Origin of the sequence: Facklamia languida CCUG 37842 (assembly GCF_000245795.1) — a bacterium.
Classification (GTDB): domain Bacteria; phylum Bacillota; class Bacilli; order Lactobacillales; family Aerococcaceae; genus Facklamia; species Facklamia languida.
In genome coordinates, this window is record NZ_JH601133.1 from 1,551,641 (window position 1) to 1,565,697 (window position 14,057).

Consider the following 14,057-nt stretch of genomic DNA (forward strand, 5'->3'; position numbering starts at 1 on the left):
GATTGTTGATTGGCCTATAAATACCTTGTAATTGTCGAATCACCGACTAAAGCCAAAACAATCGATAAATACCTAGGCAGAAATTATAAGGTGGTCGCTTCCAAGGGCCACCTGCGTGATTTGCCAAAATCTAAAATGGGTGTTGACATCGAGAACAATTTTGAACCACATTATATCTCCATCCGAGGTCGGGGCGACACCATTAAGGAGCTACGCAAGTTAGCAGGTAAGGCTGAGAAGGTCTATCTGGCGAGTGACCCGGACCGAGAAGGGGAAGCCATCGCCTGGCACTTAGCTTATTTATTGAATTTAGATGACCAGGACCTGAACCGGGTCGCCTTCAATGAGATTACCAAGGAATCGGTCAAGGAGGCCTTTAAGCAGCCACGTCAGATCGACCAGGACTTGGTCGATGCCCAACAAGCAAGACGGATCCTGGACCGGATTGTGGGCTATTCGATCTCACCCATTCTTTGGAAGAAGATTAAGGGTGGCTTGTCAGCGGGACGGGTCCAGTCGACTGCGCTCAAGATTATTATTGACCGTGAACAAGAAATTCGAGACTTCAAGCCAGAGGAATATTGGACCCTGCCTGCAATCTTCAAGAAGGGGCGGTCCAAGTTTGAGGCTGAATTCTATGGCTTGAATGGTGACAAGACCGACCTGCCCAACCAAGCAGCCGTCGACCAGGTCTTAAGTCAGATCGACCAAGAAGGAGACTTCACTGTTGATCAAATCGAGGAGAAAGAAAGACGGCGCAAGCCTTATTTACCTTATACGACTTCGACCCTGCAACAGGATGCGGCTAACCGCTTGAACTTTAGGGCCGGTAAGACCATGATGGTGGCCCAACAATTGTACGAAGGTATTAAGATTAAGAATAGTACAGTGGGTCTGATTACCTATATGCGTACTGACTCCACCCGGATCTCTGCCAATGCTCGCCAGATGGCGGAAGGCTATATCAAAGACCGTTATGGGGCTGCCTATTTAGGAGCTGGCCGTCAGGCAGCTAAGGCATCAGGGGCTCAGGATGCTCACGAGGCCGTCCGGCCATCGAACGTCAACCTGGCACCCGAATCGATTAAGGATGCTTTGACTAGGGATCAGTACCGGCTTTATTCGCTGATTTGGGCAAGGTTTTTGGCTTCTCAGATGAGTGAGGCGGTTTTTGATACCATCCGAGTTGATTTAAGCCAGGGACCCGTGGGCTTCCGGGCGAATGGGTCACGGATTAAGTTTGACGGATTCCTCAAGGTCTATCCTTCTAAGACAGACAAAGACAATTACCTACCCGACTTGGCAATCGGGGATACCGTGAAGCCAGCTCAACCCATTGAAGGGGACCAGCACTTCACCCAACCCCCAGCCCGTTATACGGAAGCCAGTCTGGTTAAGACCCTGGAAGAGTTAGGAATTGGCCGTCCCTCAACCTATGCACCGACGATTGAGACCCTGCGCAAGCGCTACTATGTGCGTATGGAAGCGAAGCGGTTTGAACCGACTGAACTGGGGGAAATTGTCAATGGGGTGATGGAGGGGTACTTCCCTGACATTGTGAATACGGAATTCACGGCCGGTATGGAAGACCATCTAGACCAAGTCGAAGCTGGAAAGGAAGAATGGAAGCAGGTCTTAAGCGATTATTATCAAGTCTTAGACAAGGATCTGAAACAAGCTGAAAGCCAAATCGAAGCCATTGAAATTAAGGATGAACCGGCTGGATTCGATTGTCCAGAATGTGGTCATCCCATGGTGATTAAGATTGGGCGCTATGGCAAGTTCTATGCCTGCTCCAACTTCCCAGATTGCCGCCATACCCAGGCCATCGTCAAGGAAATTGGGGTTCCCTGTCCAGAATGTGGGAAGGGCCAAGTGGTTGAACGCAAGTCCAAGAAGAATCGGAATTTCTATGGGTGCTCACGTTATCCGGATTGCGAATTTGTCTCCTGGGATAAACCTGTGGGACGTCAGTGTCCCAAGTGCGACCATTATCTGATCGAAAAGGTCTCTCGCAAGGGCCGACAGGTCAAGTGCTCCCACTGTGATTACCAGGAAGCCTTACAAGCATAAGGAATAGGAGGCGATGCGCCTTCCTACTATAAGAAGTCAACAGTTTATACACCGAATCTTGAATTACCCGAGAAGGTCCTTCAAAGCGTCTGCTTATTAGGTTCCTATTACTTGCTTGTGGTGAAGGATTCGGTGTTTGTTTTACCTGAAATCAATGACAAGTCGATGGCTGAGAGGGATCCGGGATAGCGTAAAAAGGTAAGCCTTTTATGAGTTGATTATTAGAGATTATCGAGATAAATCTGTATAATGATTCTAATAGAGAGAGGGGGATAAGATGGAGAATGCGATTCAAGCCTTTCTCGCCTATATTCAAAATGAACGGCGCTATTCCGACCATACCGTTCAGGCTTACCAGCGCGACTTAGCTGAGTTTCAAGCATTTATTCGAACCAGTGGAGCCAGCCCATTGCCTCAGTTAGCCTACCGGGATATGCGGCTCTATTTAGCCTATCTGAATGAGCGACAATTATCGCCAACGACCATCAGTCGTAAGTTGTCCAGCTTGCGTTCTTTCTTTAAATATTGTCATAGACAGGGTTGGATTGACCAAGACCCTACCAGCTTGATTCAATATAAGGTCAAAAAACACCGGTTACCGGACTTTCTCTATGAGCAGGAAGTTCAAGCTTTATTACAAGCAGCGAAAAAGGACAAGCGTGACAACCATTTGCGAAACCGAGCCATCGTCGAATTGCTTTATGCGACAGGCATGCGGGTGTCGGAGTGCGCCAATCTTAAGCGCCACCAAGTCGATTTAGACCTCCTGATCATCCGTGTCGTCGGCAAGGGCAATAAGGAGCGGATCGTTCCCTTTGGCCAACCCGCTAAAAATGCCCTCCAGGTTTATTTAAAGGAGGAGTATCCGGCTTTATTGGCAGGCTATCAGGGGCAAGAGGCGGTTCGAGACCTCCCGCTTTTCTTATCGGATAAGCATCAACCGATTAGTCCAGACCAAATTCGCAAGGTCTTGAATCAGTTAGTCCAAGACCACGGTTTGAATTTCAAGATTCATCCCCACCAATTGCGACATTCTTTTGCCACCCACCTCTTGAATCATGGAGCAGATATGCGGTCGGTTCAAGAGCTGTTGGGTCATGACCACCTCTCTTCAACTCAGATTTATACCCACATTACTAACGACCATATGCGACAAGAATACCTACAAGCCCACCCGCGGGCGCGTAGGCAGAATAAGGAGGAAGATGTATGACAACAATCTGTGCAGTCAAGAAAGATAGACAATTAGCCATGGCCGGTGATGGCCAAGTTACCATGAGTGAAACGGTGATTATGAAGGGCGGTGCCCGCAAGTTGAGACGAATCTTTGATGACCAAGTGGTGATCGGCTTTGCAGGGGGAGTTGCGGATGCGATAACCCTGTCGGAAATGTTCGAAGAGAAGCTTCAATCCCACCAGGGTCAATTAGTAAGAGCGGCTGTGGAAGTTGCCAAGCAATGGCGGACTGACCGGTCCCTACAGAAATTAGAAGCCCTCTTGATTGTGATGGATGCGGAACACTTACTCTTGGTGTCAGGATCGGGAGAGGTGATTGAGCCAGATGACGGGGTCTTGACAATTGGATCAGGTGGCAATTATGCCTTAGCTGCTGCCAGAGCTATGTTGCGCCACCAGCCTGATTTATCCGCCCAAGAAATTGCGCGTGAGGCCCTAACCATCGCTTCTGAGATTGATGTCTTTACCAATGATCAAATTATTGTCGAATCTTTCGACTAAAAGGAGAATGTCCATGTTAGAACTCAGTCCACGTGAAATTGTCAGTCAATTAGACCAATATATTGTCGGTCAAGCAGAAGCCAAGCGGGCGATTGCGATCGCCGTGCGAAATCGTCAGCGCCGTCTACGCTTGGAAGAGGAGATGCAGGATGAAGTCAAGCCAAAGAACCTCTTAATGATCGGTCCAACTGGGGTCGGCAAGACAGAGATAGCGCGCCGACTCGCTAAGATTACCCAAGCTCCCTTCATCAAGGTAGAAGCGACCAAATATACCGAGGTGGGCTATGTCGGCCGGGATGTGGAGTCCATGGTCCGCGATTTGGTGGAACAAGCCATCCGGATTGTGCGTGCCAATAAGCATGAAGAGGTGCATGACCAAGCGCATGACCAAGCGGTTGCCCGCTTAGCCAAGTTTATGGTTCCAGCCGACAAGCCAGCTAAGGCCAAAAAAGAAGAAAGCAGCGACCAGGGCTTTGGCTTTAAGGGGATGGAAGATTTGATGCGGCAATTGTCTGGTCAAATGGAAGGTCCCGAAAAAGAAGTTGAAACCGAAGAGCTTGCCTATAAACGCCGGGAAATGCGACGTAAAATCCGCAGCGGCGAATTGGACAAGCAAGAAGTGACCATTCAGATTCAAGAACCGAAGGTGCAATTAACCTCCATTAACCCAGTGATGGAACAAATGATGGACATGCAGGATTCCTTGAATGCCTTAAGACCTGACAAGAAGATTGAGCGGACGGTTACGGTTAAAGAGGCCTTGGACTTATTAACGGATGAAGAATCCGACAAGCTGGTTAACCAGGAGGACCTCCACCAACAGGCCCTCAAATTAGCCGAAGAGAGTGGCATCATCTTCATCGATGAGATGGACAAGATTGCTTCCAGCAAGCAGAATTCGGGCGAAGTCTCCCGCCAAGGGGTCCAACGGGACATCCTCCCCATTGTGGAAGGTAGCCAGATCCAGACGAAGTATGGCCTCATTAAGACCGACCACATCCTTTTTATCGGGTCTGGAGCCTTTCATGTGGCCAAGCCATCTGACTTAATCCCTGAGTTACAAGGGCGATTCCCCATCCGGGTCCACTTGGATGACTTACGTCAAGAAGATTTTGTTCGGATCTTAACAGAACCACAGAATGCCTTGATCAAACAATATCAAGCCCTCCTTGCCACGGAAGAAGTCGAAGTGGTCTTTACTGAGGAGGCGATTGACCAGATGGCCGATTATGCGGTCAAATTAAATCGTGAAACCGATAATATTGGAGCGCGTCGCCTCCATACCATCATTGAGACCGTGCTTGAAGAGTTATTATTTGAATCAGCTGACACCCCCATGCATATCGAAGTGACGAAGAAGTATGTTGATGACCGCTTAGCCGATAAGGTTAACAACAAGGACCTCAGTCACTATATCCTATAAGCGAAAGGAGGCTCGCAATGGTCACCATTGAGAATCAACACTTAACCGTTCAAATTTCTGAAAGGGGGGCTGAGATTCAATCGGTCCGTGATCGTAAGACCGATTATGAATTCATCTGGCAGAATGAGAGCAAGCAATGGGGGTCCAAGGCACCCGTCCTCTTTCCGATTGTCAGTCAACTGAAGGAGGATCGCTATCATTTCCAAGGCAAGCCTTATGCCATGAAGCTTAATGGTTTCGCTCAGGAGATGGACTTTACCTTGCAACAGCAGACGGATAGCTCAGCCACCTTCTACCTCAAGAGTTCACCCGAAACGAGGGCGATCTATCCTTTTGACTTCTCCTTCCAGATTACCTATGTCTTGTTTGGCAATCAATTGACCGTCTCTTATGAGGTCCTGAATCCTTCTCGTGAACAGCCCCTCTACTATTCAATCGGTGCCCAGCCATGCTTCAGGATCTCTCAGTCCAACGTCAAGCCGACCTATGAATTTGACCGGGTGAGTTTGGCGGTTGATCCCAGTGGGCCCTATTATGAATGGCCAGTCTTAGCCGATGGTTTAGTCGATCCCCTGCGGGCCAAGTACCGCGAATTTAGCCAGATTCCGCTTCTCCATCGGACTTTTAAGCGGGGGCCAATGATTATCCAGGTTAATGAACGAACGGCCATGCTCCTTAAGGATGGCCATCATCGTGCGCAGGTGACGGTTAAGTTATCCGGTTTTCCCTATGCGGCCATCTGGTCGCCTTATCCGACCCGCTTGCCCTTTGTGTCCATTCAACCTTGGGCAGGACTGCCTGATACCATCGATACCGACCAGGACCTCAGCCACAAGAAGTCCATCCTCTTACTAGCTCCTCAAACCATGAATATGCATGACTTTACGATTAAATTCGAAAAACAGTAATTTAAGCCAGACAAGCTTTCGAGTAATCATTCCAAGGAGCCCGATCGTCGCTTGTCAAGTCGGTTGGGTCGGGACGATTCAAGCGAATGCATTTGGATCGTCTTGCAGGAGGTCAGTTTTGATTAACCTTCCTTGCCGGCTTGATGCAAACCATAAAAGAAACCATCAAAAAAAGGCACGCCCACCAGGCGTGTCTTTTACTTGATTATGATTTTTTCTTTTTGGCCTTATTAAGGCCAAAGGAAACATGACGTTCTTCACCTTTGACCAGGCGTTGGATGTTCTGCCGGTGTCGGTAGATCATCAAGAGGGCGATCAGGGTGAAACCAATCTTATAAAGGGGTGGGTCTGTTAGAATAATCCAGGAGACCACGAGACAATAGGAAGTCATTGAAGCGAGGCTGACAATGGATGTGGTCAAAATTAAAGCTAGCAAGAGGGCTACTTGAACAAGGGCTAAGGTGAAATGGTAACCCAAGAGGACCCCAATTGAAGTGGCTACAATCTTGCCACCCTTGAAGTTGGCCCAGATCGGATAGGCGTGACCCAAGACACAAGCGATTCCTGTTAACATCACAACCAGATCCTCTTGACCGGCATAATGGGAGTAGGCGTAAGCCATGGGCAGCCAGCCCTTAAGCACATCGACGGTAATGACACAAATAGCAGCTAGACTACCGAAATTGCGGCCAACATTGGTGCCACCCGAATTACCTGATCCTAATTGCCGGACATCAACTTTATGAAAGATCTTGGAATACCAGACGCCACTTGGAATCGACCCGATCAGGTAACTCACGACAATTAATAGAATTTCTTGCATCATCCGACCTCCTTAAAAGCTAACCCTATTCTATCACGGGATTCAGTCCGACAACAAGTCTTAGGATAGATAGCCAGGTTCACCCAATCGGGAAGTCTTAGTCTTGAATTTGAATGATTTGATCGATTGGAAGCTTTTCCTTAGCGTCCGGGAGGTCTTTTAAGAGACCGAAAGGCATTTGGGCATTTAATTCCCATGAATCAGGCACTTGGAGGAGGTCCTTGATGGATTGGTCATAGCCTTCTTTTGCACCAATATTAAAGTGTTGCAGGCAAGCACCATAGCCTAAATCGGCGAGAACCAGCCAGGCAGTGTATTGCGTGATGGCCGCATTCTTTTCCTTGTATAGCGTTTGGCGTTCAGGGTTAGCGGGAATATTGGCCTCGACGGCTGCTTGGTCTTCAAAGAAAATAAGGCTGGCTGCGGCATTCTGGCCAGTATCGAAGACCATCCGGTAGAAGTCGCCACCGCTATCTTCATCTAAGAGGGGTTCTTGTGCTTGACGGATCAATTCCCAAACCTTGTGATTTTTTGACCCTGTCACAAGGACAATTCGACTGGTCTGAGAGTTAAAAGCAGATGGGGCTGCCATCACGGCTTGACCAATGGTTGAAGCCAGTTCTTCTGGTTGATGGTTGAGACGGTTCTCAAATTGGTAGACTGATCGGCGCTTAGCCAGGCTGGTTAATAATTCAGACATATAATCGCTCCATTTATTAATAATTATTTTAAACATTAGGATTATCATATCGAATAGATAGGCTGTCTGCAAGCAATCGGATTTGGAAGGAAATTAAGACCGTTAATCAGCCAGGTCCAATGCTTATCATAGGAACTGTCTCTCAAAGCTCTGCTTTTCGGCTTATCTAACTGGATTAAGGAATTAAAAACTAAAAAATTAGAAGAGAGAAAACCGTCAAACAGCCAGCCCCCAATGCTTATCATAGGGGACCGCCTTCCAAAGCTGTCGCTTTTCCGGGCTCGATCCACTAGGCATTGCCTAAACGGTAAACCGTAAGGCAATGCACGCTACGTGGATCGTCCTCCTTCCTATGATTAAGCAGTGTGACCTGCCTTTTATTGACGGATTATATGTTTTCTTATTTAAGTCTTGTAAATTCATCCATTTGCCAAAATAATAAAAAATAAATAAAGACTGACAATATAATTGTTAGATCTTTATTTGATCAAATTAAAGCATTTTAGGTTCCTACTTAATCCTTACCTTCAAAGAGAATGAGTAAAGTTATATTTTTTATGGTGGCTAATAGATGTTTTGAAAAGTATGATTATAAAAAAGCGAGGTTTAGTGAATAACTAAAATAACAGTAGCTTCTTATTTATTGGCTTCATTAATTAGCTTGTATCAATAGATGAAGCCGCCATTTAATATTTGCTTTCCGCAAAAGTTAAGTATGACAGCCATTATTACCGAAGGAATGTGAACATTTCAAGAGTTTATCTATAATTGGCCTGACAATGAACAAAGGCAACCACTAGTGATTGTGGTTTTCAATAAATCTTCGGCTGCTTATTATGAGAAACTAGGTAAGCTATCCTTCGATTGTTTAGCTATTATGTCATCCCATAAAGACGAGGTTTTCTTTTATACTTATTAGGATTCTTTTAAAAGTTGACCTCTAATCCTTCTTTTAAAAGTTAGACCAGGTTTGCTAGGAAAATATTTTGATTTGTTTGATTAAAGATTTAACATTTTATTGGCAACATCCTATTAAATCACTTTCTTATTTATATTATCTGAATTGATTTAAAAGTCTTAAATAAATCGAGAGAAAAATCCGTCAATAAAAGGCAGGTCCAATGCTTAATCATAGGAAGGAGGACGATCCACGTAGCGTGCAATGTCTTACGGTTTACCGTCTAGGCATTGCCTAGTGGATCGAGTCTGGAAAAGCAAAAGCTTTGGAAGACGGTCCCCTATGATAAGGATTGGATCTGCCTTATTGACGGTTATCTCTCTTCTAGTTTTTTAGTTTTTAATTCCTTAATCCAGTTAGATAAGCCGAAAAGCAGAGGCTTTGGAAGACGGTCCCCATGAAAAGGATTGTGACCTGCCTTATTGTCAGCTATCTCTCTTTTTTGATTGACCACATCGCCAGACATAATCAACAGCTAGCAAGGGAACCAGATAGAATTGCTAAAGGGGCCAAGCTTCTGCTATGATAGGATAGTTAAAGAAAGTATAAAAGGGTGACACTATGGCCAAAGATAAAGCAAATGAAACAGCCAATTTAACCAACTATAATGATGATGCCATCCAAATCCTTCAAGGATTGGAAGCCGTCCGTAAACGACCCGGTATGTATATCGGGTCAACCGACCAGAGAGGCTTACACCATCTGATCTATGAGATTGTCGATAATGCAGTCGATGAAGTCTTATCGGGCTTCGCTGACCAGATTGAAGTGGTCCTCGAAGCGGATGGATCGGTCCGGATTACGGATAATGGGCGGGGGATGCCGGTAGGTAACCATGCGTCAGGTCTGCCAACAATCCAGGTCATCTTCACCATCCTCCACGCCGGGGGCAAGTTTGGCCAAGGTGGGTATAAGACGGCTGGTGGGCTGCACGGTGTAGGGGCTTCAGTTGTGAATGCCTTATCCAAGTGGTTGGAAGTCAGTGTGATCCGTGAGGGTTATGAATACACTATGCAATTTAAGGATGGCGGGCAACCGGCTTCAGGCCTCATTAAGAAGAAGTCCACTTCTAAGATCAAGTCGGGGACCCAAGTGCATTTCTTACCGGATCCTGACATCTTCCACCAAGCCTCCATCCACTATGAAACGATTGCTGAACGCTTGCGGGAATCTGCCTTTCTCTTGAAGAGGCTAACCATTCAACTCAAGGACCAAGCCAAGGGGCTGGAAAATACCTTCTATTATGAGAAGGGCCTCCATGATTTTATCCAATACCTCAATGAAGACAAGGAGACCATGGGACAGGTTTTTTCTTTCTCATCAGTGCAAGAGGACTTTGAAGTCGACTTTGCTATGCAATACAACGACGGTTATTCTGAAACCATCCTCTCCTTTGCCAATAATGTCCGCACACCGGGCGGCGGGACCCATGAGACGGGTATGAAGGCTGGAATTACCAAGGCCTTTAATGATTATGGCCGCAAGATCAACTTGATCAAGGACAAGGATAAGAACCTAGAAGGGTCTGATGTGCGCGAGGGATTGGCAGCGATTGTGTCGGTTCGGATTCCGGAACAGTACCTGCAATTCGAGGGTCAGACCAAAGACAAGCTCGGGACACCCAAAGCGCGGACGCTGGTTGAATCGATGGTGATGGAACAATTGGGTTATTATTTGGCGGAGAATGGCCATTGGGCACAGAATATTCTGCGTAAGGCGCTTAAGGCGCGCGAGACCCGAGAGGCTGCGCGCAAGGCCCGGGATGCTTCACGTTCGGCTGCTTCAGGCAAGCAACAGGAGAAGCTGATCTCTGGTAAATTGACCAAGGCCCAGTCCAAGAATGCCAGTAAGAATGAACTCTACCTGGTCGAAGGCGATTCAGCAGGTGGGTCTGCTAAATTAGGCCGAGACCGTAAATTTCAAGCCATTCTTCCCTTGCGGGGGAAGGTGATCAATACGGAGAAGGCTTCTTTGACTGAGATCATGAAGAATGAAGAGATTAATACCATGATCTATGCGATCGGAGGAGGAGTCGGTCCTGACTTTGACATCAAGGCAATTAATTATGACAAGATTATTATCATGACCGATGCGGATACGGACGGAGCCCATATCCAAGTCCTGCTCTTGACCTTCTTCTTCCGTTATATGAAGCCTTTGATCGAGGCAGGCAAGATCTATTTGGCCATGCCACCCCTTTATAAAGTATCGAAAGGCCAGGGTAAGAAGGCCATTTCGGAATATGCTTGGACCGATGAGGAATTACAAGCCAAGATCAAGCAAGTGGGTAAGGGATACCTGCTCCAACGCTACAAGGGGTTAGGGGAAATGAATGCCGACCAGCTGTGGGAGACGACCATGAATCCTGAGACACGACTTTTGATCCGGGTCACCTTGGAGGATGAAGCCCTGGCGGAGAAACGCTTATCAACGCTGATGGGCAACAAGGTAGCACCCCGTCGCAAGTGGATTGAGTCCCATGTCCAATTCACCATGGAGGAAGAAGACTCCTTACTCAATGACCAAAAACAAACGCTCAGCCAAGCGGATAAAGAGGACCTATTGACCCAACCAGGCGAGGATTCGACCTCACCCGTCCATGATCAATCACGAGTGGAAGATTTGGACCTCTTCAGTGATCAAGATGGCCAGTTGAATTTATTTGGAGGTGAAAGCTAATGGCAGAGGCAATTAATCGAGGCGTGCAGGAGTTAAACTTTGCTTCGATCATTGGTGACCGGTTTGGTCGCTATTCAAAATATATCATCCAAGATCGGGCCCTACCGGATATTCGTGATGGGCTCAAGCCAGTTCAAAGGCGGATTCTCTATGCCATGCTGACGGATGGAAATACCGCGGAGAAACCCTATCGCAAGTCGGCTAAAACGGTCGGGAATGTCATCGGCAATTACCATCCCCATGGGGATTCTTCTGTCTATGAAGCCATGGTGCGGATGTCCCAGACCTGGAAGAACCGTGTGCCCTTGATTGACATGCATGGAAATAATGGGTCGATGGATGGGGACCCCGCAGCAGCCATGCGGTATACTGAAGCCCGCTTGTCCAAGGTGGCCATGGAGTTACTCAAGGACATCCATGCAGAGACCGTCGATTGGATGCTCAACTTTGATGACACAGTGGAAGAACCCAAGGTCCTACCCGCTCATTTTCCCAACCTCTTGGTGAATGGGGCGACCGGGATCTCAGCAGGTTATGCGACCGATATTCCACCCCATAATCTAGGAGAAGTACTGGATGCTTTAATTTTTATGCTCAACCAAGAAGCGAAAGGGCAAGCAGTGACCCTGGACCAAGTGATGGCTTATATCCCGGGGCCCGACTTTCCAACCGGCGGAATCATCCAAGGGGAAGATGACTTGAAACAGGCCTACCAGACAGGGCAGGGTAAGGTCCTTGTCCGGTCTAAGGTCCGAATTGAGCCTCTCAAGGGGAACCGGTCTCAATTGGTGATCGAGGAGATCCCTTATGATGTGAATAAGGCCAAGTTAATCCAGCGCCTAGATGAGATTCGACTCTCTAAGAAGATCGAAGGCATCAGTGAAGTCCGCGACGACTCGGATATGTCTGGCGTATCGATTATTGTGGAACTTAAGCGGGATGTTGAGGCTGAAGCCATTTTAGCCTATCTTTATAAGCATACGGACTTACAAGTGAACTACCACTTTAACATGGTGGCCATCCATAACTACCAACCAGTCCTATGTTCCCTCCAACAAATGTTATCCGCTTATCTAGACCACCAGAAAGAAGTTGTGCGGCGGCGGACTCAATTCCAACTTATGAAGGACCAAGACCGGCTCCACTTGGTCGATGGCCTGATCCGGATGGTTTCGATTTTAGATGAAGTCATCCAAACCATTCGTCAATCCGATAGCAAGGCGGATGCTAAGAAGAATTTGGTGGCGGAATATGACTTTTCACTCGACCAAGCCGAAGCCATTGTCAACCTCCAATTATACCGGTTGACCAATACGGATATTGTCTCCTTACAGGATGAGAAGCTCAGCCTGAATGAAGCCATTCATATGTATGAGAATATCTTGAACCAGCCCAAGGCGCTCAACCAGGTCTTGATTAAGGAATTCAAGGAACTTAAGAAGAAGTATGCGACCCCTCGTTTGACGGAGATTGAAGCAGAAGTGGAAACCATTACCATTGAGAAGACCATGACCATTCCCGAAGAACGGGTCTATGTCTCGATCACCAAGGAAGGGTATATAAAGCGGACTTCTGTGAGATCCTTTACTGCCTCGGATTCAACGGACCTCGGCTCAAGAGACCTGGATTACCCGCTTTTTGTTCGAGAATTATCCACCCACGATGCCGTGGTCATCTTAACATCCCGTGGCAACTACCTTCATCTGCCCGTCTATGAGTTGCCTGATATTCGTTGGAAAGACTTGGGCCTCCACTGGTCCCAACGCTATCAATTGGAAAAGGGTGAACAAGTGGTCGCGGTCTTCAGTCAGAAGCTTGAAGGACTTGACTCGGAAAATGAAGACCGGCTGGTGATGATGACCCAGTCGGGTCGGATTAAGCAAACAGCCCTCAGTGAATTTACCACTTATCGCTCTTATAAGACCCGGACCATGACGGCCATCAAGATGCAGGATGAGGCGGACCGGCTGGTAGCGGCCTACCAAGTGCGTTCAGGCCATACTTATCAAGTGGCCCTCATGACCTACCGGTCCTATGGCTTACGCTTTGACCTCGACCAAGTAGCCGTCCAGGGGCTCAAGGCCCAAGGGGTGATCGCCATGAAGCTTAAAGAAGGGGACCGGGTAGTAGCCGGCTTCCTGATTGATCAAGCCATTGAAAGACCGCAAGTGCTGATTCTGACCCAACGGGCGAATTTAAAGCGGATGGACCTTGAAAAGCTTGCCCAGGCGAATCGCGGGGCCTTAGGAACTTTAATCCTCAAGGAATTGAAGACCAACCCTCACCGCATCCAAGAAGCAGTGGCGCTGGTCAAGGGGAATGTACCGGTCATTATTCAAGGCGATACCGGACAGACCTGGGAGTTGATGGCCTTTGATATCGGTTTAAGTGACCGGTTGAATAATGGTTCGGCCCTGCAAGCAGAGGTCGATTTAGGCCAAGTGGTGGGTCTGCATATCGCCCGTCTCAAGTTATTGGATGAAGACTAGTCCATATAAATAAGCACTATTGATGGGTGTCAGCTTCTTATCAAGCAATAAATCACACCGAATGTTGAATCATAGAGAGGGCCTCAACCGCCATGGTGAGGTGCCAACTCTAACCTCAGATCCAGCATTTGGTGTTTTTTTTGTTTATTGCCAGTCCCATCATCCACTTAGAAAGGCCAACACTAAGACGGTGGTCATCAACGGCTCTTTTATGAGCAAGTAGACCAGCGGCGCAAACTGTTTCATTTTTACTAAACAGATCGCAGA

The 14,057-nt window shown here is 47.4% G+C and carries 9 protein-coding genes; 7 read left to right on the top strand and 2 right to left on the bottom strand.

What is annotated here, in order from left to right; translation table 11 throughout:
* Nucleotides 1-9: 9 nt before the first annotated feature.
* The 5 genes from topA (at nt 10) to HMPREF9708_RS07180 (ending at nt 6,141) form a co-directional block, all read left to right on the top strand.
* The gene (topA, locus tag HMPREF9708_RS07160) at nt 10-2,073 is read left to right on the top strand and encodes a type I DNA topoisomerase (protein WP_006309612.1); all 2,064 of its coding nucleotides are present in this window, start codon (nt 10-12) and stop codon (nt 2,071-2,073) included.
* A 277-nt stretch (nt 2,074-2,350) separates the two neighbouring features.
* Nucleotides 2,351-3,286 (top strand): tyrosine recombinase XerC, encoded by a 936-nt coding sequence (xerC, locus tag HMPREF9708_RS07165; protein WP_006309613.1) that lies wholly within the window; start codon nt 2,351-2,353, stop codon nt 3,284-3,286.
* The gene (gene hslV, locus HMPREF9708_RS07170; RefSeq protein WP_006309614.1) at nt 3,283-3,810 is read left to right on the top strand and encodes an ATP-dependent protease subunit HslV; all 528 of its coding nucleotides are present in this window, start codon (nt 3,283-3,285) and stop codon (nt 3,808-3,810) included. The genes xerC and hslV overlap by 4 nt, the downstream gene beginning before the upstream one ends.
* 13 nt (nt 3,811-3,823) lie before the next feature.
* On the top strand, nt 3,824-5,233 hold the full coding sequence (gene hslU / locus HMPREF9708_RS07175) for an ATP-dependent protease ATPase subunit HslU (protein ID WP_006309615.1): 1,410 nt from the start codon (nt 3,824-3,826) through the stop codon (nt 5,231-5,233).
* 17 nt (nt 5,234-5,250) lie between these two features.
* On the top strand, nt 5,251-6,141 hold the full coding sequence (locus HMPREF9708_RS07180) for an aldose 1-epimerase family protein (RefSeq protein ID WP_006309616.1): 891 nt from the start codon (nt 5,251-5,253) through the stop codon (nt 6,139-6,141).
* Between the two features lie 205 nt (nt 6,142-6,346).
* On the opposite strand, the gene plsY is transcribed toward HMPREF9708_RS07180, so the two are convergent.
* Both plsY and HMPREF9708_RS07190 read right to left on the bottom strand, forming a co-directional pair.
* The gene (gene plsY / locus HMPREF9708_RS07185) at nt 6,347-6,964 is read right to left on the bottom strand and encodes a glycerol-3-phosphate 1-O-acyltransferase PlsY (protein WP_006309617.1); all 618 of its coding nucleotides are present in this window, start codon (nt 6,962-6,964) and stop codon (nt 6,347-6,349) included.
* 97 nt (nt 6,965-7,061) lie between these two features.
* Nucleotides 7,062-7,664: a nitroreductase family protein gene (locus HMPREF9708_RS07190; RefSeq protein WP_006309618.1), complete on the bottom strand. Its 603-nt coding sequence runs from the start codon at nt 7,662-7,664 to the stop codon at nt 7,062-7,064.
* Nucleotides 7,665-9,183: 1,519 nt separating this feature from the next.
* On the opposite strand from HMPREF9708_RS07190, the gene parE reads away from it, so the two are divergent.
* Nucleotides 9,184-11,301: a DNA topoisomerase IV subunit B gene (parE, locus tag HMPREF9708_RS07195; protein ID WP_006309619.1), complete on the top strand. Its 2,118-nt coding sequence runs from the start codon at nt 9,184-9,186 to the stop codon at nt 11,299-11,301.
* Entirely contained in the window at nt 11,301-13,790 is a 2,490-nt protein-coding gene (parC, locus tag HMPREF9708_RS07200) for a DNA topoisomerase IV subunit A (protein WP_006309620.1), read from the top strand. Before parE ends, parC begins: the two co-directional genes overlap by 1 nt.
* Nucleotides 13,791-14,057: the final 267 nt, after the last annotated feature.

What these genes read in the sequence shown, in the direction of transcription:
- xerC (WP_006309613.1), top strand. Translation starts at nt 2,351, where the DNA reads ATGGAGAATGCGATTCAAGCCTTTCTCGCCTATATTCAAAATGAACGG.
- hslV (WP_006309614.1), top strand. Translation starts at nt 3,283, where the DNA reads ATGACAACAATCTGTGCAGTCAAGAAAGATAGACAATTAGCCATGGCC.
- hslU (WP_006309615.1), top strand. Translation starts at nt 3,824, where the DNA reads ATGTTAGAACTCAGTCCACGTGAAATTGTCAGTCAATTAGACCAATAT.
- HMPREF9708_RS07180 (WP_006309616.1), top strand. Translation starts at nt 5,251, where the DNA reads ATGGTCACCATTGAGAATCAACACTTAACCGTTCAAATTTCTGAAAGG.
- plsY (WP_006309617.1), bottom strand. Translation starts at nt 6,964, where the DNA reads ATGCAAGAAATTCTATTAATTGTCGTGAGTTACCTGATCGGGTCGATT.
- HMPREF9708_RS07190 (WP_006309618.1), bottom strand. Translation starts at nt 7,664, where the DNA reads ATGTCTGAATTATTAACCAGCCTGGCTAAGCGCCGATCAGTCTACCAA.
- parE (WP_006309619.1), top strand. Translation starts at nt 9,184, where the DNA reads ATGGCCAAAGATAAAGCAAATGAAACAGCCAATTTAACCAACTATAAT.
- parC (WP_006309620.1), top strand. Translation starts at nt 11,301, where the DNA reads ATGGCAGAGGCAATTAATCGAGGCGTGCAGGAGTTAAACTTTGCTTCG.